Raw genomic sequence first — 17,544 nt, 5'->3', positions numbered from 1 at the left:
CTCGGTTCGTCACGCCTTACGAAACGGTGACACGGACCGTCACGGTTCGGTAAGCGGATGCCGGTTCCCCGCCCGAGCTCGCGGTGGGACGGTGATCGCATCCACCTGGAAAGGAACCACCATGAGACTCTCACTCAAGATCTCGGCGGCCGGCGTCGCAGCGGCCGCCGCGGTCGCCACAGCTCTGCTCGGCTCGGGCGCGGCCAACGCGTCCACGGGGCAGGACCCGGTCGGCGCCGTATTCGTGCAGACCGATGGCCTGTCCGGCAATGCCGTGGTCGCCTACGACCGGCTCGCCGACGGCACGCTGCAGCAGGCCGGCACGTACGCGACCGGCGGCAACGGCGTCCAGCTGGCCGGCTCGGTCGTCGACCACCTCGCATCGCAGAGCGGCCTCGCCCGCGGCGAGGGATCGCTGCTCGCCGTGAACGGCGGCAGCAACACGATCACGTCGTTCTCGATCCACGGCAGCCGGCTGGCCGATCGCGAGATCGTCGGCTCGTGGGGGCAGGCGCCCGTCAGTGTCACCGCCCACGACAATCGCGTGTTCGTCCTGAACGCGCGCGGCGGCGGCTCGGTGCAGGGCTACCTGAACTTCGGCGGGCACCTGGTCGCCGTCCCGTCGTGGCACCGCGACCTCGGGCTCGACCCGAACGCGACGCCGGAGTTCACGCACACGCCCGCGCAGATCGCGTTCACCCCGGACGGCTCGAAGCTCATCGTCTCGACGAAGGGCAACACGAGCTCGTTCGACGTGTTCCTCACAGACCACCGCGGGCTGTCGGCATCACCCGTGGTCACGAGCGTCCCCGGCGCCGTGCCGTTCGGGTTCCAGTTCGACGCCGCCGGCGACGTGGTCGCGAGTGAGGCCGCCACGAACTCGGTGGCGACCTTCCACGTCGGCGCGGACGGCAGCCTGACGCAGCTCGACATCGCCGCGACCGGGCAGGCGGCGACCTGCTGGATCGTCGTGGACGGCTCGTACGTCTACGCCTCGAACGCCGGCTCCGGCACGCTCAGCGGCTACCGGATCGGCGGCAGCGGTTCGCTCACGAGCGTCGGGGTGACCCACACGGATGCCGGCACGGTCGATGCCGCGGTGAGCTCGGACGGCCAGTACCTGTACGTGCAGACGGGACTCGCCGGTATGGTCGACGAGTTCCGCGTCGGCTCGGACGGGACGCTCACGGCCATCGGCTCGGTGCTCGTGCCGGGCGCCGCCGGTGGCGAGGGCATCGTCGCGAACTGAGGCATGCGCCGAGCGAGGCGGAACGCGGTCTGGGAAGCCGCGTTCCGCCTCGCTCGGCGACCGGCACCGGCCGTGAGCTCCGTCAGCGTTCGAGGCCGGCGGCGAGCAGTTCGATCAGCAGGCGCTCCACGAGCGCGGGCGGCAGCGCCTCGACGAGGGACAGCACCGGTGCCAGCGGACCGAGCCCCGCGGGGTCGAGCAGTCCGGCGGCGCCGAGGATCGCGACCGCGGTAGCGGAGTCGATCGTGCCGGCCGGAGCGACCCCGCCGAGGAGCCCCGCGGCCAGGGCGGTGCCGTCGAGGTGCGGCATGCCGCGCACCGCGTCCGCCGCGGCGGCCGCCGCCACGACGAGGTCGTCCACGACCTGCTCCGTAACGGGCGTGATCGTCAGGTGCGCCGTCGACGGCAGCATCGATCGATCGGGCTGGACGGATGCCGGCTGCAGCTGCACCACGAAGCCGTGGACCCGCATCTCGTCGGCCCAGAGGTGCGGGTCGACCCGGCGCTCGGCGGGGACGGATGCATCCGCCGCGAGCGCGACCATCGGACCGGTCGGCCGCCCCACGACGGTGAGGCCGTCGATGGCGTGCACGGCATCCACGATCGCCTCCGTCGAGGCGGCCATCGAGGCCGTGAGCTCGCGGAAGCCGGCGACGCCGAGCACCGACGCGATCGCCCACGCCGCCGCCAGCGGACCGGCGGAGCGGGAGCCGAGCAGCGTCGGGTTGACGACGGGGTAGCCGGGCCATGCGCTTGTGGCGAACCACTGGTGGCGCTGGCGATCGCGGCCGCGCTGCAGCAGCACCGAGACGCCCTTCGGCGCGTAGCCGTACTTGTGCAGATCGGCGGAGAGGCTCGTGACGCCCGGAACCGCGAAGTCCCACGGTGACGCGGGGGCGCCCGCGGCGTGCTCCGGCCAGAACGCGAGCGCGAACCCGCCGATGCAGGCATCCACGTGCAGGTCGACGCCGGCCTCGATCGCGGCCGTGGCGACCTCGGGGATCGGGTCGAGCGTCGCGTAGGGGTAGGACGGCGCGCTCATGACGACGAGCGCGACGTCGGGTGCGAGTCGTCCGGCGATGTCGGCCGCATCGGGACGACCCGTGGCGGGATCGACGGGCACGAGGTCGAGCTCGAGGTCGAACAGCGCCGCCGCCTTGCGGAACGCGGCGTGCACGGTGGTCGGGGCGACGAGCCGCGGCATCCCGCGTCCGCCGCGCGCGCGCCACGCATCACGGGCCGTCTTGACGGCGAGCAGGCAGCTCTCCGTGCCGCCGGAGGTCGCGGTGCCGACGACCTCGTCGTCGGCGTGGAAGACCCCGCGCGCGAAGTCGACGAGCTCGCGCTCGATCACCCCGACCGAGCGGAAGGTGGTCGGGTCGAGACCGTTGACGGGCTGCATCGCGCGGACCGCGGCCGCCGCAACGTCGTCGAGCTCCGGACGGCCCGAGTCGTAGACGTACGACAGCAGGCGGCCGCCGTGCGTCGGCGCGTCCAGGGCGCGCAGCGCCTCGAGCCGGGCGACGACCTCAGCGGGTTCGATCATGCGATGGCCTCCTCGGGCAGGTCGATGTCGGGACCGTCGATGTCGCTGCGGCGCAGACGGTAGCGGGAGAGGAACAGCAGGCTGAGCAGCGTCAGCGCGGCGGGGATGAGGCCGAAGGCCGCGGCGATGCCGTTGACCGCGCTCGCCGGCTGCTCCACGCTGTGACCTGCGGTCGTCTGGATGTAGCCGGTCACCGTCAGGACGACGGTCAGCGCGGCGGCGCCCAGAGCCATGCCGGTCGTCTCGCCGGCGGTCCACATGCCTCCGAAGACGCCGGCGCGCGGCGCTCCGGTGCGGCGGGCGTCGTGCGAGATCACGTCGGGGAGCATCGCCATCGGCAGCGCCTGCATCCCGGCGTACGCCGCGCCGGCGACCGCGACGGAGAGGTACATCCACGCGCCGGGCGACCAGATGGCGAGGCTCAGCGAGGCTGCGGCGAGCGTGAAGACGATGGATGCCGCCACGTACGAGCGCTCCTTGCCGGCGCGTCGCGAGATCGCGTTCCAGATCGGGGAGAACAGGATGGCGGGGCCGATCAGCGCGACGAAGAGGAATGTCAGGGCGTCGCTCGAGTGCATGACCCACACGGCGACGTAGTTCGCGGCCGCGAGCATCATGCCCGTGGCGAGCGCCTGCAGCACGAACGTGCCGAGCAGAGCGCGGAACGGAGCGCTGCGGCGCAGGGCGGCGAAGCCCTCGCGGTAGCCCTCCGAGACGGGGACCGCGGGGGCGTCCGGCTGAGGCACGCCCTTCGGAGCCACCGTCGTCGCGATGAGCATGCCCGCGGCGATGACCAGACCCGCGACGAGTGCCATGACGAGGTACCCCGTGTACGCGTTGCCGATGCCCCGCAGGATCGGGCCGCCGGCGCCGAACAGCAGGATCGCGACGCTCAGCACGGCGACGCGTGTCGTCAGCAGGCGCGTGCGCTGGTCGTAGTGGTCCGACAGCTCGGCCGGCAGCGCGATGTACGGCACCTGGAACAGGCTGAACGAGGTCGAGGCGAGGATGAACGCGATCGCGACCCACAGCCCCGCGACGACGGGCGACACCCCGGCCGGCACGGCGAAGGTCAGCAGGAAGAAGACCGGCAGGGCGACGGCGCCGACGATCATGACCCGGCGGCGGGACCCCGTGCGGTGCAGGTTCGTGTCGGAGAAGCCGCCGATCACCGGATCGATCAGCACATCCCACACCTTGGCCGCCGACACGGCGATGCCCGCGGCCCATGCCGCGACACCCAGCGTGTCGGTCAGGTAGAAGACGAGGACGAGCCCGGGCAGCGTGGCGAAGCCGCCCGTGCCGAGCGAACCGATCGCATAACGGGCGACCGTCGAGGTGGACAGGCGCGACGACGGGCCCACGCGCCCCGAGGCTCCGCGCGGCGCGCCGGCGCCGTGTGGACGCGTGGGGACCGTCGCAGGGGTGCGCTCAGGCACGGATTCAGGCATGAGAGCGATCCTACGTCCGCCGGAAGCTCCTCATTGACGCGTCGCCAATAGGGCGTTCAGGCGTCGAGCGCAGCGCGGACGATCGCGGCGGAGGCCGCCGCATCCGTCATCCAGAGCGGCGCGACGACCGCGCGGATGCCGAGTGCGTCCACCGCGGGGGCGAGGGATGCGTCTTCTTCCGCGATCAGCCACGCGTCGAGGATGCCGCCCGCGGAGCGGGCGCCGTAATGGGCGGCCACCGCATCGGCCCGGGTCTCCACGCCGATCGCGGTCAGGCAGACGTCGGCCATGCCGCGCACGACTCGTCCGCCGATGATCCCGGAGACCCCGACGACGTTCGCCTTCGTGGTCTGCAGAGCCTCGCGCACGCCCGGCACGGCGAGGATCGGGCCGATGGAGACGACGGGGTTCGAGGGCGCGAGCAGCACCACGTCGGCCTCGGCGATCGCCTCCACGACGCCGGGCGCCGGCACGGCGTCCACGATGCCGGGGTTCTCGAACGCGGCCGGCTCGAGGGCGGCACGGTGGCGCGTCCACCACTCCTGGAAGTGCATCCGCGAGCCGTCCGCGAGCAGGATGTGCGTGTCGACCTCGGAGTCGGTCATGGGCAGCAGGCGCACGCCGAGCGGCCACCGCCGCTGCATCCGCTCGATCACCTGCGTGGGAGTGAGACCGTCGCGCAGCCAGCCCGTGCGGGCCAGATGCGTGCCCAGGTCGAGGTCGCCGAGCGTGAACCACGGCCATCCCGCGCCCCACGCCTGCAGCTCCTCGTTGACGCGCTCCGAGTCTCCCGCGCGGCCCCAGCCGCGCTGGGTGTCGTTGACCCCCGCCAGTGCGTAGACGATCGAGTCGACGTCCGGCTGCAGGCGGACGCCCGAGAGCCACAGGTCGTCGCCCGTATTGACGACGACGGTGGTGTCCGCGTCGGCACCGAGCGCCTCGCGCACGCCGAGCGTGAACTTCGACCCGCCGACGCCGCCGGCCAGCACGACCGTCCGTGTCACTGGGCGGCCTGTGCCTCGGCGGCGGCGCGCGCGGCGCGGGGCAGCGCGCCGACGACGCGGCCGAGCGCCTCCTCGTCGTGCGCGGCCGTGAGGAACCACGCTTCGAACACGCTCGGCGGAAGCGAGACGCCAGCGTCGAGCATGGCGTGGAAGAAGGGCGCGTAGCGCCACGACTCCTGATCCTGCGCCTCGGCGTACGTCGTCGGCACCTCGTCGCGGAAAGCGAGCCCGAAGAGTGAACCGGCGCGCGGCACCGTGTGCGTGACGCCGGCGATGTCGAGCGCGCCCGCGAGGGCGTCGGCGACGGCGGATGCCGCGGCATCCACCCGGTCGTACACCTCGGGCGTCGCCAGCCGCAGCGTCGCGAGGCCCGCGGCGACCGAGAGCGGGTTACCGCTCAGCGTGCCGGCCTGGTAGACCGGGCCGACCGGGGCGAGGGCATCCATGACATCGGCGCGACCGCCGAGGGCGGCGAGCGGCATCCCTCCGCCGACGACCTTGCCGAACGTGAAGAGGTCGGGCAAGTAGGTCTCGCCGAGCTCCTGCTGCAGTCCCCAGAAACCGGCGGGGTGCACGCGGAAGCCCGTGAGCACCTCGTCGAGGATGAGCAGCGCGCCGTGGCTGTGAGCGAGATCGGCGAGAGCGGCGTTGTAGCCCGGGAGCGGTGGGACGACGCCCATGTTCGCCGCCGCGGCCTCGACGATGATCGCGGCGATGCGGTCGCCGTGGACGGCGAAGGCCTCCTCGACCGCGGACAGGTCGTTGTACGGCAGGACGAGCGTCTGCGCCGCAATGGGCGCGGGGACGCCGGCCGAGCCCGGGAGCGCGAGGGTGGCGACGCCGGATCCGGCCGCGGCCAGCAGCCCGTCGGAGTGTCCGTGGTAGTGACCGGCGAACTTGATGAGCAGGTCGCGTCCGGTGTAACCCCGGGCCAGTCGGATCGCCGTCATCGTCGCCTCGGTGCCCGTCGACACGAGCCGCACGCGATCCACCGGCCGCCGCTCGCCCGACACGACGCGCCCCGCGATCAGCTCGGCGAGCTCGACCTCGCCCTCGGTCGGCGCGCCGAAGGAGAGACCGCGGGATGCGGCCTCCCGCACCGCCTCGACGACCTCGGGCTCGGCGTGTCCGAGCAGCGCGGGACCCCACGACGCGACGAGGTCGACGTACTCGCGGCCCGCCGCATCCGTCACATACGGTCCGCGGGCGGACGCGAGGAAGCGCGGGCTGCCGCCCACGGACCCGTACGCGCGCACCGGCGAGTTGACCCCGCCCGGGATGACGCGTCGCGCCTCGTCGAACAGCTCATCGTTGCGATCGGTCATGCTGAGATGCTTCCTCTCCACGCTCTCGGTGTTCACGATTCAGTCTCCACCCGAACCTGCGGCGTCGCGGACCCGTGAGTCCAGGGACCTCCCCGGTCGTTGCCGCCCCCCCCAGACTGAATCCCGAACGTCGACGCGTCGCCATGTCACCGGGGCGGGGTGGCGGTGGCGGGGGCGGGGTGGCGGGGTGGCGGGGTGGCGGGGTGGCGGGGGTGCGGTGGCGGGGGTGGGGTGCGGTCACAGCGACGGGCGCAGCAGCCGGGCGGCCTCGACCGCCCAGTACGTCAGGATGGCGTCGGCCCCGGCGCGCCGGATCGACAGCAGGCTCTCGAGCATCGCGGGCTCACGCGAGATCCAGCCGTGCGCTGCGGCAGCCTCGACCATCGCGTACTCCCCCGACACCTGGTACGCCCACACCGGGATGTCGACGGATGCGCGCACCTCGGCGAGCACATCGAGGTACGGCAGCGCCGGCTTGACCATGACGATGTCGGCGCCCTCCTCGGCGTCGATCAGCGCCTCGCGCACACCCTCGCGGCCATTGGCCGGGTCGAGCTGGTACGTCCGGCGGTCGCCCTTCAGCTGGGAGTCGACGGCCTCGCGGAACGGGCCGTAGAACGCGCCGGCATACTTCGCCGAGTAGGCGAGGATCAACGTGTCGCTGAAGCCCTCGGCATCCAGCGCTGCGCGCACGTGCGCGACCTGGCCGTCCATCATGCCGGACAGGCCGAGCATCTGAGAGCCGGCACGTGCCTGCGCGAGCCCCATCGCGGCGTACCGCTCGAGGGTCGCGTCGTTGTCGACGGAGCCGTCGGCCGCGAGGACCCCGCAGTGGCCGTGATCGGTGAACTCGTCGAGGCACAGGTCGGTCTGCACGACGAGGGCATCGCCGACCTCCTCGACCACCGCGGCGGTCGCGACGTTGAGGATGCCGGCCGGATCGTCGGCGCCGGAGCCCTGCGCGTCGCGCACCTCCGGCACGCCGAACAGCATGACTCCGCCGATGCCGGATGCGGCGGCATCCGCTACCGCGCGACGCAGGGAATCCATGGAGTGCTGCACGACGCCGGGCATCGAGCCGATCGGCTGCGGCTCGACGAGTCCCTCCCTGACGAACATCGGCAGCACCAGCTGCGACGGCACGAGATGCGTCTCGCGGGCGAGGCGGCGGACGGCCGGAGACTGCCGCAGCCTCCGCGGACGGTGGGTCGGAAAACTCACGGCTGGAACTCGTCCAGGGCGTGCGGGAGGGGGAGCTTCGAGACGGCGTCGACCAGCGCGGTGACGGTCTGCGTCTCGGCGATGATGTCGACGTCGAGCCCCATGCGGCGCGCATCCTTCGCCGTGCGCGGGCCGATCGCCGCGACGACGGTGGCGTCGGGAAGGTCGGGGAACTGATCGTGCACCTGCTGGGCCACGGATCCGCTCGTGACGAGGATCGCGTTGATGCGGCCGGATGTGACATCCCGCATGATCCGCTCCGTCACGGGCACCCCGACGGTGCGGTAGGCGACCACGCTGCGGACCCGATGGCCCGCCTCGATCAGTCGTTTGGTGAGGACCGGCTTCGCGATCTCGCTGCGCAGGGTCAGGATGTCGCGCGCCTCCGGTTCGAGGGCGAGCAGCTGCTCCGCCATCCCCGCGGCCGAGTTGTCGCGGTCGGGCACGAGGTCGACGCGATAGCCGGCGGCCTGCAGCGCCGCAGAGGTCGTCTCGCCCACCGCCGCGACCTTGGTCGCCGCGGGGATCTTCGCGCGGTACGCGTAGAGCACGTCGACGGTGGTGGCGCTCGTGAGCGTCAGCCAGTCGAACTTGCCGGCGGCGAGGTCGGCGAGCGCCTGCTCGAGCGGCGCGACGTCGTGAGCGGGGGCGAAATCGATGAGCGGCGCCACGACCGGCACGGCTCCCTGCGCGCGGAGGGATGCCGCGACCCCGTCGCCCCAGGGGCCGCCACGGGGCACGAGCACCCGCCAGCCGGCGAGCGGCTTGGGCGGCGTCGTGTCGAGGGGGCCGGTATGAGAGCGGGGGGCTGTGTTCATGGGGGTCGATTCTCGTGGTGACACGTCAGCCGCCCCACGTTCGAGCAGCCGACAGGCTCTTGTCCCGATCGCGCGATCGCGTGTGAAAACGGGGTTCGTGCCGTCGGCAGCGTCCGCACCATTGCCACTGCCTTGCTTTCGAGCATACCCCGGGAGGTCGCCGCCTGGACCATCCCCCCGGCCCAGGCGTTATCGGATCGTCCCCTAACGGGTGTACAGGCGGACCAATCCCCACACGACGCCGCCGACCACCGCAGCGGTGGCGACGACAGCGGCCGTCACGCCGGCGGGGTTGCGCCTGGCGATGCGCCGAAGGACGACCACGCGCCGCTCGGTGGCCTCCGCCACCCGCTTGGGCACGTTGGCCTTCACCTCGATGGCGGCCAGTGCGGCCTTGAGCTCGGCGCGCGCCTGCGTGACCGGATCGGTGATGCCCGCGGGGACCGCCGTGGCCGGGAGGGGCTTGTCAGAACTCATCGGCCACATCCTTCACGATCTTGACGTCGGTGGTGATGGACTCCACCGGGTTCTCACGCCGCGTCAGCCTGCGGAAGCGCAGGATGCCGAGCAGCGCGAACAGCGCGACGAGCACGAGCGTGACCCCGAGCACCACGAGCGCGGACAGCCACACGGGCCACCACGACGACAGCCCCGCGATGAGAAAAGCGTCGAAGACCGGGATCGACCAGAACAGGAAGAACAGCGCGAGGGCCATCCATCCGGCACCGATGCCCGCGTCCTTGGTGGTCTTCTGCAGCCAGACCTTCGCGGCGTTGACCTCGGCGATGACCAGGTTGCGGAAGAGCTCCGGCAGCTCGCCGATCAGGGTCAGCAGACCGTCGTCCGCCCGATCACGGGACGCGCGCGGATTGGTCATGCGTCACTCCTCGTCAGCGGACTTCTTCGCAGCGCTCTCGGCCGCCTTCTTCGCCTTCGCAGCCGCCTCGGCGGCCGCCGCGCTCACGGCGTCGGCCGAGGTCTCCGCAGCCTGGGCGATGTCGTCGGCCGAGTCCTTGCCGGCGGCCATCGCGGCATCGAGCCGCTCACCCGCGGTGCCCCTGTTCTGCGCGGCCTTCGTGACCTTGACCGCGCCGTCCCACAGGGCGACGGGCAGCGCCATGGCGGCGGACTTGCCGAAGTCCTTGGCCTTGTCGACCTGGTTCTGCACGGGCTCGAGCTCCCAGAGCTTCAGCGCCTGCGCCTTGATCTGCTCGTATCGCTCGCGACCCGCGCGCGTACCGAGCACGTAGCCGATGGCGATTCCGATGACGAGTCCTGCCTTGCCTCTCATGAGGCCCCCTCACGCCTGGTCTTCGTGGGTTGTCGTTGACCCAGCGTATCCCTATATTCCGATTCCGGCATCCCATCTCAGGAGGCCGCCGGATACTCCCAGAGAAGGGCGTCGCGGATGCGGTCGGCCTCGGCGCGGGCATCCGGGACGACCTGTGCGAGGCCCGTGCCCGACAGCCACGCACCGGCGGCGCCGAGTCCGGGCACCGCCGCGATCGCCGTGCGCGCCGCCGAGACGACCTCGGGACGGCCGATGACCGCGGCCGGCTGCGACTGGGCGAACCGCGCGCGGCTCGCGCCCCGCAGGGACGCGGGCTGGAGCGGGATTCCGAGGAGGGCGGATGCCTCGGCGAGCGCCAGCTCGGCGGCTGCGGCGTCGTCGAGACCCGCGGTCGCCGGCTCCTCGCCCTGGGCTCCGAAAGACACCCGGACGGCGTGCACACCTGGGCCTGCTGCCCGCGCGATCCACTCCCATTTGGCCGTGGAGTGCGTGAGCGCCTTCGCGGTGTACGAGCCGGGGACAGTGAGCACGCCCGTGCCGCGGGGGGCGGCATCCAGCCGTTCGTCCGCGATGACGAGCGTGATGATCTCGACGACGGGCGACGGCCCCACCTCCGCCGCCAGCCCGGGCACCAGCGGTGCGAGAAGAGAGCGGGCGGCGGCCTCGTCGGTCGCCACGATGACGGCTGCGGCCGGGAGGGATGCCGAGACGGCCTCGGCGAGGGGGATCATCGACTCCGCCACCGGCAGAGCGGACGTGGCCAGCGGCAGGGCCGGCTCGTCGAGCGCAGACGGCTCGGTGACGACGACCCAGCCGCCGCCGGCGGTGGATTCGATCCGCGCCACCGGCGACTCCGTGCGCAGCTCGACCTCGAGATCACGCAGCCGCGCGACGAGCGCGTCGACGAGCCGCGTCATCCCGCCGTCGATGCCTCCCACGGCAGAGCCGGGCGCGGCGCCGGCGCGCTCGGACTGGAGGAGGTCCACGGCTCCCGAGAGCGACCCGGCGCGAGTGAGGGCGGCGTTCAGACCGGGCGCGGCGAGGTCGACGTCGATGTCGTCCGGGCTCGCGGAGTACACGCCCGTCGTCACGGGCGCGACGAGACGCTGGAGGACGAGCTGGCCCATGCGTGAGCGCACGAGCTTGCCCAGGCTGTGCTCGTGGCCGATCGTCAGGGGCGGACGCAGGCGGTCGACGTACGCGCGCCAGGAGCCGTTCGTGCCGATGATGCGGCGGACCTCCGGAGCCCAGGGATTCGAGGGGATGCCGAGCACTCCGCCGCCGGGGAGAGGGGCGGCATCCGTCGACCCGCCGAGTCCGGCGACCCACGCGCCGCCGGCGGCGGGCGTGACCACGTGGTCGCCGAGGCCGAGCTCGTCGATCAGCGCGCGCACGTGTCCACCGCGGGTGGCGAAGCTCTCCGCTCCGGCGTCGAGGCGCAGGCCCGCGACATCCGTCGCCCGCACGACGCCGCCGAGACGGTCGGATGCCTCGAGCACGGTGACCTTCAATCCGACCTTCGCGCATTCGTGCGCGGCGACGAGGCCGGCCATGCCTCCGCCGATGACGACGACGGGTGTCGCGTGGGCGCGCTTCGCGATGCGCTCGAGCGCGGATTCCGCGGCGAAGTCGGGCGGCGTGGGGGAGGGTTCGCTGGCCATCTCCTCCATCCTCGCACTCGCCGAATGGGACACTGGGGGCATGAGCCTGCACATCACCGCCGATGCCGCCGCCGACGACCTCCTGACGCGGGATCCGCTCGCCCTCCTCATCGGCATGCTGCTGGATCAGCAGGTCGCGATGGAGACGGCATTCTCCGGACCGCTCAAGATCGAGCAGCGAGTGGGACGGATGGATGCGCAGACCCTCGCGGCGTACGACCCCGAGGCGCTCGTCGAGGCCTTCCGTCAGCCGCCGGCCGTGCACCGATACCCCGGGTCGATGGCCGCCCGCGTGCAGTCGCTGTGCGCGGCGGTGCAGGACGACTGGGGTGGCGACGCATCCGCGATCTGGACCCGGGATGCGCCGTCGGGCGCCGAGGTGCTCAAGCGGCTGAAGAAGCTGCCCGGCTTCGGCGAGCAGAAGGCGAAGATCTTCCTCGCGCTGATCGGCAAGCAGTGCGGCTTCGACGGCGACGGGTGGCGCGAGGCATCCGCTCCCTACGGCGAGGAGGGGTCGTTCCGCAGCGTGGCCGACATCGTGTCGCCGGAGTCGCTCGCCAAGGTGCGCGAGCACAAGCGCGCGATGAAGGCGGCCGCGAAGGGCTGAGAAGCGCCTAGCGCTGCGCCCTCCGGCGACGGACCGCGAGGACGATCGCCGTCGTCCCTCCGCCGACGGCGAGGATGATCAGCAGCCACAGCCAGCCGAACTCCGAGACCGCGTTCTGCTCCTCGATCGGCGTCGGCGATGGGGTCGGCGTCGCGGTGGCGGTCGGTGTGGGTGTCGGTGTCGGTGTCGGTGTCGGAGTCGCCGACTCCGTGGGCGTGGGAGTGACCACCGGCACCGGCGGAACGGCGGTCGGTGTGGGTGTCGGGGTCGGCTCGGGGGTCGGCGTGGGTGTCGGCTCGGCGGTCGGGGTCGGCTCCGCCGTGGGGATCGCCGTCGGAACGATCGCCGTGCTCGTCGGGGTGGGAATCGGCAGAGGCGTGCGCGTCGGCAGGGTCGGCGTCGGCCGGGTGGGTGTCGGGAGCGCCGTGGGCAGGGCGACCGTCGGCGAGCCGCTGGGAAGCGGCACGCCGCTGCCGCATGCGGTCAACCCGAGGGCGAGCGCGAGCGCGGCGAGGGCGAGAGTGCCGGTGCGGAGCCCGCGGCGGGGCCGGACCTTCGACGTCATGGTGGACCTTCCGCGGCGGGCCGATGAAATGACAGCATCCTGGCGGTCCCCGCATCCCACCGCAACCGGTCACGGAGGATCGTTCTTCGAGCGTGACCGCACCCGCGCCCGGCTCAGGGAAGCTCGTGGATCGCCGCAGCCTCCTCGATCTCGCGCGCCTGCGTCTCGGCGAGCGCCTGCTCGGCCGGCACATCGATGTGGCGCGTCATCAGCCAGTAGGCGATCGCGGCGACCGGCAGCCCGATGAACAGCGAGATGTCGATGCCGCCCATCGCCTTCGATGCCGGCCCCTCGTAGAACCCGGCGACATCGAAGAACGGGATCATCACGACGAAGCCCAGCAGATACGCGACGATGCCCGGCCAGCCCCACCGCTTGTAGATGCCGTTCGGCTTGAAGATCTCGGCGATCGCATAATGGCCGCGCCGCACGATGAAGTAGTCCGTCAGGTTGACCGCGGTCCACGGAATGAACAGGTAGAGGATCAGCAGCAGGAACGCGTTGAAGTCGCCGAGGAAGTTCTCCGTGGCGAACAGGGCGAACACCAGCGAGATCGCCGCCGTCACGACGAGGGTGACGATGCGGATCGTCAGGGTCGGCCGCACTTTGACGAAGCTGTCGATCGACGAGATGAGCGTGAGTGACCCGCCGTACATGTTCAGCGCGGTGACCGAGACGAGCCCGAGGGCCGCGATGATCAGGGCGATGACGCCGAAGCCGGGAAACAGCAGGTCGGCCACGTGCTTGAGGTCCACCACGGTGTTGCTGCCGATGTCCTTCGCCGAGACCGCGACCCATGAGCCGAGGAACATCACCCAGATGCCGCCGAGTGCACTCCCCCAGAAGGTCCACTGGAAGGTGCGGTTGGTCGGGGTCGTCGGCGGAAGATAGCGCGAGTAGTCGGACACATAGATCGCCCACGAGATCTGGTAGCCCGCCGCCACGCCCAGCTGGCCGAAGAACGCGAGCCCGTTGAAGTGCGACAGGTCGAACTGCGACGCGGGCACGTGCAGGTGCACGACCGCCGACACCGTCAGCAGGACCAGCATCACGACCGTCACGTACATCAGGTAGCGCTCGAACGAGTGGATGAGGTCGTACCCGACGAGCGCGATGACCACGGCGATGATCGTCACGACCCAGATCCACAGCGGATTGCTGGACTGCTCCGTGCTGAAAGCTCCTCCGACGGCCTCGCCCGCGAGCACGGTGTTGAAGATGTTGAACCCGGCGTACTGGATGTAGGCGAACAGCCATACGAGCAGGGCGCCGATGTACCCGAACTGCGGCCGCGACTGGATCATCTGCGGCAGCCCCAGCTGCGGGCCCTGCGACGAGTGCGCCGCCATGAAGAACGTGCCGATCAGGATGCCGAGCACGATGGCGATGAACGACCAGATCAGATTGCCGCCGCTCGTGATGCTGATGAGCCCGGTGGCGAGGGTCGCGATCTGCGCGTTGCTCATGAACCAGAGCGGCCCGATATGCGAGACCTTGCCATGCCGCTCCGCGAGCGGGACGTAGTCGATGGAGCGGACCTCGAGACCGCGGGTCGGCGTGGCGGCTGACGTGCTCATCGGTGCTCCTTCGCTCGGACCGCCCGGGGTGCGCTCGACTGCGCAGCAATGCGGACACGGCGATCGTAGACCCGCGGTCCTCGCCGACGCAGCACCCGCGCGAGTGGCGCCCGCAGCATTCAGCTGATGCTTAAGAACGCCCGATCACAGCAGTTCGAGGATCGTGGCGTTGGCCATGCCGCCGCCCTCGCACATCGACTGCAGCCCGTAGCGGATGCCGGCATCGCGCATGTGGTGCACGAGGGTCGTCATGAGGCGGGCGCCGGAGGCGCCGAGCGGATGCCCCAGCGCGATCGCCCCGCCGAGCGGGTTGAGCAGCGCCGGGTCCGTGCCGGTCTCGCGCAGCCACGCGAGGGTGACGGAGGCGAACGCCTCGTTGATCTCGAACACCCCGATGTCGTCGAGCGCGAGGCCCGCCTTCGCGAGCGCCTTCGCGGTCGCCGGGATCGGCCCTTTCAGCATGGTCACCGGGTCGACTCCCACGAGGACGGCGGTGTGGATGCGGGCCACCGGCGTCCAGCCGTTGGCGGCGGCGATGTCGCTCGTGGTGACCAGCAGCGCCGCGGCGCCGTCGGAGATCTGGGAGGCGTTGCCCGCGGTGATCGAGCCGTCCTCGCGGAACGCGGGCTTGAGGCCGGCGAGCGCCTCGAGGGTGGAGGTGCGCCGAACGCCCTGATCTGTGTCGAACACCGTGCCGTCCGGAAGCACCACGGGGGTGATCTGGCCCGCGAAACGGCCCTCGTCGATCGCGGCGGTGGCCCGCACGTGCGACTCGAGACCGAAGGCATCCATCTCCGCGCGGGTGATGCGGTACTCGTCGGCGATGAGCTGAGCGCCCACGCCCTGGTCGAAACGGATGCCGTCGTAGCGTTCCCAGACCTTCGGGCCGAAGGGCTCGCCGAAGCGGCCGTCGAACACCGGCGCGCCGAGCGGCACGGCGCTCATGATCTCGACGCCTCCGGCCACGGCGATGTCGTACTGACCGCTGATGACGCCGGCCGCCGCCTGATGCACGGCCTGCTGCGACGACCCGCACTGCCGGTCGACGGTCACGGAGGGCACCGACTCCGGCCACCCGGCGGCCAGGACGCCGGCGCGACCGACGCTGCCGGTCTGCATGCCGGCCTGGTCGACGCATCCCCACACGACGTCGTCGACGGATGCCGGGTCGAGACCCGTGCGCTGCGCCAGTGCGTTCAGCACGTGTCCCGACAGCGACGCGGCATGCTGCTGCGCGAGTGCGCCGTTGCGCTTTCCGACGGCCGTGCGGACGGCGTCGACGATGACTGCATCCCTCATGCGACCAGCGTAGGCCGCATGAGGGGACGGCAGGTCGGGATCAGGCCCCGCGGAGCCGCTCGGCGAGGAACGCGTGCAGGCCCTCGAGCGGCACCCGTTCCTGCGCCATCGAGTCGCGGTCGCGGACGGTCACCGCGCGATCCTCAAGCGAGTCGAAGTCGACTGTGACGCAGAACGGCGTGCCGATCTCGTCCTGGCGGCGGTAGCGGCGGCCGATGGCGCCGGCGTCGTCGAAGTCGACGGTCCAGCGGCCGCGCAGGTCGTCCGCCACCTGGCGCGCGAGCGGCGACAGGTTCTCGTTGCGACTGAGCGGCAGGACCGCGATCTTGATCGGCGCGAGGCGCGGATCGAGGCCGAGGACCGTGCGGGTGTCGGTGCCGCCCTTGGCGTTCGGCGCCTCCTCCTCACGGTAGGCATCCACGAGGAACGCCATCATCGATCGCGTCAGGCCGAAGGACGGCTCGATCACGTACGGGATGTAGCGCTCGCCCGAGGCCTGGTCGAAGTACGTGAGGCTCTGGCCTGAGATCTCGGTGTGCGACGAGAGGTCGTAGTCGGTGCGGTTGGCGATGCCCATGAGCTCGCCCCACTCCTTGCCCGCGAAGCCGAAGCGGTACTCGATGTCGATGGTGCCGTCGGAGTAGTGCGCCCGGTCCTCCTCGGGCACGTCGAACCGGCGCATGTGGGCGGGGTCGATGCCGAGGTCGGTGAACCAGTTCCAGCACTCCTCGACCCAGTGCTCGAACCACTCCTGCGCGTCGGCGGGCGGCACGAAGTACTCGATCTCCATCTGCTCGAACTCGCGCGTGCGGAAGATGAAGTTGCCGGGGGTGATCTCGTTGCGGAACGCCTTGCCGACCTGGCCGATGCCGAACGGCGGCTTCTTGCGGCTCGCGGTGAGCACGTTCGTGAAGTTGACGAAGATGCCCTGCGCCGTCTCGGGGCGCAGGTAGTACAGGCCGGACTCGTCGTCGACGACCCCGAGGTAGGTCTTGATGAGACCCGAGAAGGCCTTGGGCTCGGTGTACTGGCCCTTCGTGCCGCAGTTCGGGCACGGGACATCCAGCAGCCCGTTCTCGGCCTGACGCCCCTTGCGCGCCTCGAAGTCCTCGAGCAGGTTGTCGGCGCGGAAGCGCTTGTGGCAGTGCAGGCACTCCACGAGCGGGTCGGTGAAGGTCTCGACGTGACCGGAGGCCTCCCACACGCGCTTGGGCAGGATCACCGACGAGTCGAGGCCGACCATGTCGCCCCGGCCGCGCACGAACGTCTGCCACCACTGGCGGCGGATGTTCTCCTTGAGCTCGGTGCCGAGGGGGCCGTAATCCCACGCCGACCGCGATCCGCCGTAGATCTCACCCGCTTGGAAGACGAACCCGCGGTGACGCGCGAGAGCGATGACTTTGTCGAGGCGGGACTGCTCGGCCACGGTGGCTCCAATGGTCGGGTGGGGTGAAAGGCGCGCGGGATGCCGCGGCATCCGTCGATTCTATCGGCCGGTCGCCGGCCTCCTCGCCGTGCCCCCGCCCCACCCGACCCGCGGAAGCTCTACTTCACGAACGGGATGGTGAGCGGGTAGGTGTACCACTCGCCCTGGTTCGCCTTCACGGCCGCGATGATCGAGAACACGATGTTCAGGATCCCCGCGAGGGCCAGGATGATGAAGCCGACGAGCACGAGCGTGAGGATGCCGCCCACGATGTATGCGATGAGGAGCGTGAGCTGGAAGTTGAGGGCCGTGGCCGAGTAGGCGCGGACGAACGGGCCGCGGTCCTTCAGGATCAGGTAGCCGATCAGCGGTGCGAGGAATCCGAAGAGAAGTCCTCCCACCTGGATGAGGGTGGCCCAGAGCTTCTCGTCGGACGGGGTCAGGGGCTGCGGTGCGCCGGCGCCGTAGGCCGGCGGGGGAGGTGGGGTCGCCATGTCGCCAGGA

General features: G+C 71.4%; 17 protein-coding genes. 2 read left to right on the top strand and 15 right to left on the bottom strand.

The genetic code is table 11. The features are described from left to right. Positions 1-121 precede the first annotated feature (121 nt). Entirely contained in the window at positions 122-1,249 is a 1,128-nt protein-coding gene (locus tag SM116_RS03155; protein ID WP_320943011.1) for a lactonase family protein, read from the top strand. An 82-nt stretch (positions 1,250-1,331) separates the two neighbouring features. Here the strand turns inward: SM116_RS03155 and SM116_RS03150 are convergent, their stop codons facing one another. The 10 genes from SM116_RS03150 to SM116_RS03105 form a co-directional block, all read right to left on the bottom strand. Continuing rightward, positions 1,332-2,795, bottom strand: a complete 1,464-nt coding sequence (locus tag SM116_RS03150; protein ID WP_320943010.1) for a pyridoxal phosphate-dependent decarboxylase family protein — start codon at positions 2,793-2,795, stop codon at positions 1,332-1,334. Beyond that, positions 2,792-4,246 carry an MFS transporter gene (locus tag SM116_RS03145; protein WP_320943009.1) on the bottom strand — a complete coding sequence of 485 codons (1,455 nt, stop codon included), beginning with the start codon at positions 4,244-4,246 and terminating at the stop codon, positions 2,792-2,794. The genes SM116_RS03150 and SM116_RS03145 overlap by 4 nt, the downstream gene beginning before the upstream one ends. A 56-nt stretch (positions 4,247-4,302) precedes the next feature. Then, on the bottom strand, positions 4,303-5,250 hold the full coding sequence (gene cofD / locus SM116_RS03140; RefSeq protein ID WP_320943008.1) for a 2-phospho-L-lactate transferase: 948 nt from the start codon (positions 5,248-5,250) through the stop codon (positions 4,303-4,305). After that, complete coding sequence (gene hemL, locus SM116_RS03135) at positions 5,247-6,575, bottom strand: glutamate-1-semialdehyde 2,1-aminomutase (RefSeq protein WP_320943007.1); 1,329 nt, start codon at positions 6,573-6,575, stop codon at positions 5,247-5,249. The genes cofD and hemL overlap by 4 nt, the downstream gene beginning before the upstream one ends. 237 nt (positions 6,576-6,812) lie before the next feature. Further along, positions 6,813-7,796 carry a porphobilinogen synthase gene (hemB, locus tag SM116_RS03130; RefSeq protein WP_320943006.1) on the bottom strand — a complete coding sequence of 328 codons (984 nt, stop codon included), beginning with the start codon at positions 7,794-7,796 and terminating at the stop codon, positions 6,813-6,815. Next, on the bottom strand, positions 7,793-8,614 hold the full coding sequence (locus SM116_RS03125; protein WP_320943005.1) for a uroporphyrinogen-III synthase: 822 nt from the start codon (positions 8,612-8,614) through the stop codon (positions 7,793-7,795). The genes hemB and SM116_RS03125 overlap by 4 nt, the downstream gene beginning before the upstream one ends. Before the next feature lie 204 nt (positions 8,615-8,818). Further along, positions 8,819-9,091 carry a hypothetical protein gene (locus SM116_RS03120; RefSeq protein WP_320943004.1) on the bottom strand — a complete coding sequence of 91 codons (273 nt, stop codon included), beginning with the start codon at positions 9,089-9,091 and terminating at the stop codon, positions 8,819-8,821. Continuing rightward, positions 9,081-9,491: a phage holin family protein gene (locus SM116_RS03115; RefSeq protein ID WP_320943003.1), complete on the bottom strand. Its 411-nt coding sequence runs from the start codon at positions 9,489-9,491 to the stop codon at positions 9,081-9,083. Before SM116_RS03115 ends, SM116_RS03120 begins: the two co-directional genes overlap by 11 nt. A 3-nt stretch (positions 9,492-9,494) precedes the next feature. Then, positions 9,495-9,905: a hypothetical protein gene (locus SM116_RS03110; protein ID WP_320943002.1), complete on the bottom strand. Its 411-nt coding sequence runs from the start codon at positions 9,903-9,905 to the stop codon at positions 9,495-9,497. 77 nt (positions 9,906-9,982) lie between these two features. Next, the gene (locus SM116_RS03105) at positions 9,983-11,566 is read right to left on the bottom strand and encodes a protoporphyrinogen/coproporphyrinogen oxidase (protein WP_320943001.1); all 1,584 of its coding nucleotides are present in this window, start codon (positions 11,564-11,566) and stop codon (positions 9,983-9,985) included. A 40-nt stretch (positions 11,567-11,606) separates the two neighbouring features. On the opposite strand from SM116_RS03105, the gene SM116_RS03100 reads away from it, so the two are divergent. Beyond that, positions 11,607-12,173: an HhH-GPD-type base excision DNA repair protein gene (locus SM116_RS03100; protein WP_320943000.1), complete on the top strand. Its 567-nt coding sequence runs from the start codon at positions 11,607-11,609 to the stop codon at positions 12,171-12,173. Positions 12,174-12,180: 7 nt separating this feature from the next. Here SM116_RS03100 and SM116_RS03095 read toward each other — a convergent pair whose 3' ends face one another. The 5 genes from SM116_RS03095 to SM116_RS03075 all read right to left on the bottom strand — a co-directional run bounded on the left by SM116_RS03095 (position 12,181) and on the right by SM116_RS03075 (position 17,534). Beyond that, positions 12,181-12,738, bottom strand: a complete 558-nt coding sequence (locus SM116_RS03095) for a hypothetical protein (RefSeq protein WP_320942999.1) — start codon at positions 12,736-12,738, stop codon at positions 12,181-12,183. A 113-nt stretch (positions 12,739-12,851) separates the two neighbouring features. Beyond that, the gene (locus tag SM116_RS03090; RefSeq protein WP_320942998.1) at positions 12,852-14,315 is read right to left on the bottom strand and encodes a purine-cytosine permease family protein; all 1,464 of its coding nucleotides are present in this window, start codon (positions 14,313-14,315) and stop codon (positions 12,852-12,854) included. Between the two features lie 144 nt (positions 14,316-14,459). Then, positions 14,460-15,614 (bottom strand): thiolase family protein, encoded by a 1,155-nt coding sequence (locus SM116_RS03085; RefSeq protein ID WP_320942997.1) that lies wholly within the window; start codon positions 15,612-15,614, stop codon positions 14,460-14,462. Positions 15,615-15,654: 40 nt separating this feature from the next. Next, positions 15,655-17,040, bottom strand: coding sequence for a glycine--tRNA ligase (locus tag SM116_RS03080; RefSeq protein ID WP_320944233.1), 1,386 nt, complete (start codon positions 17,038-17,040; stop codon positions 15,655-15,657). A gap of 119 nt (positions 17,041-17,159) precedes the next feature. Continuing rightward, complete coding sequence (locus SM116_RS03075; RefSeq protein WP_320942996.1) at positions 17,160-17,534, bottom strand: DUF4870 domain-containing protein; 375 nt, start codon at positions 17,532-17,534, stop codon at positions 17,160-17,162. Between the last annotated feature and the right edge of the window lie 10 nt (positions 17,535-17,544).

The organism is Microbacterium rhizosphaerae, assembly GCF_034120055.1.
GTDB lineage: Bacteria > Actinomycetota > Actinomycetes > Actinomycetales > Microbacteriaceae > Microbacterium > Microbacterium rhizosphaerae.
Note: the sequence above shows the minus strand (reverse complement) of the source record. Positions and strands in the feature narration are given on the sequence as shown.

Bases quoted from the DNA above. Each gene is read 5' to 3' on its own strand.
- SM116_RS03155 (WP_320943011.1), top strand. From the start codon at position 122: ATGAGACTCTCACTCAAGATCTCGGCGGCCGGCGTCGCAGCGGCCGCC.
- SM116_RS03150 (WP_320943010.1), bottom strand. From the start codon at position 2,795: ATGATCGAACCCGCTGAGGTCGTCGCCCGGCTCGAGGCGCTGCGCGCC.
- SM116_RS03145 (WP_320943009.1), bottom strand. From the start codon at position 4,246: ATGCCTGAATCCGTGCCTGAGCGCACCCCTGCGACGGTCCCCACGCGT.
- hemL (WP_320943007.1), bottom strand. From the start codon at position 6,575: ATGACCGATCGCAACGATGAGCTGTTCGACGAGGCGCGACGCGTCATC.
- SM116_RS03125 (WP_320943005.1), bottom strand. From the start codon at position 8,614: ATGAACACAGCCCCCCGCTCTCATACCGGCCCCCTCGACACGACGCCG.
- SM116_RS03120 (WP_320943004.1), bottom strand. From the start codon at position 9,091: ATGAGTTCTGACAAGCCCCTCCCGGCCACGGCGGTCCCCGCGGGCATC.
- SM116_RS03115 (WP_320943003.1), bottom strand. From the start codon at position 9,491: ATGACCAATCCGCGCGCGTCCCGTGATCGGGCGGACGACGGTCTGCTG.
- SM116_RS03110 (WP_320943002.1), bottom strand. From the start codon at position 9,905: ATGAGAGGCAAGGCAGGACTCGTCATCGGAATCGCCATCGGCTACGTG.
- SM116_RS03105 (WP_320943001.1), bottom strand. From the start codon at position 11,566: ATGGCCAGCGAACCCTCCCCCACGCCGCCCGACTTCGCCGCGGAATCC.
- SM116_RS03100 (WP_320943000.1), top strand. From the start codon at position 11,607: ATGAGCCTGCACATCACCGCCGATGCCGCCGCCGACGACCTCCTGACG.
- SM116_RS03095 (WP_320942999.1), bottom strand. From the start codon at position 12,738: ATGACGTCGAAGGTCCGGCCCCGCCGCGGGCTCCGCACCGGCACTCTC.
- SM116_RS03090 (WP_320942998.1), bottom strand. From the start codon at position 14,315: ATGAGCACGTCAGCCGCCACGCCGACCCGCGGTCTCGAGGTCCGCTCC.
- SM116_RS03085 (WP_320942997.1), bottom strand. From the start codon at position 15,614: ATGAGGGATGCAGTCATCGTCGACGCCGTCCGCACGGCCGTCGGAAAG.
- SM116_RS03075 (WP_320942996.1), bottom strand. From the start codon at position 17,534: ATGGCGACCCCACCTCCCCCGCCGGCCTACGGCGCCGGCGCACCGCAG.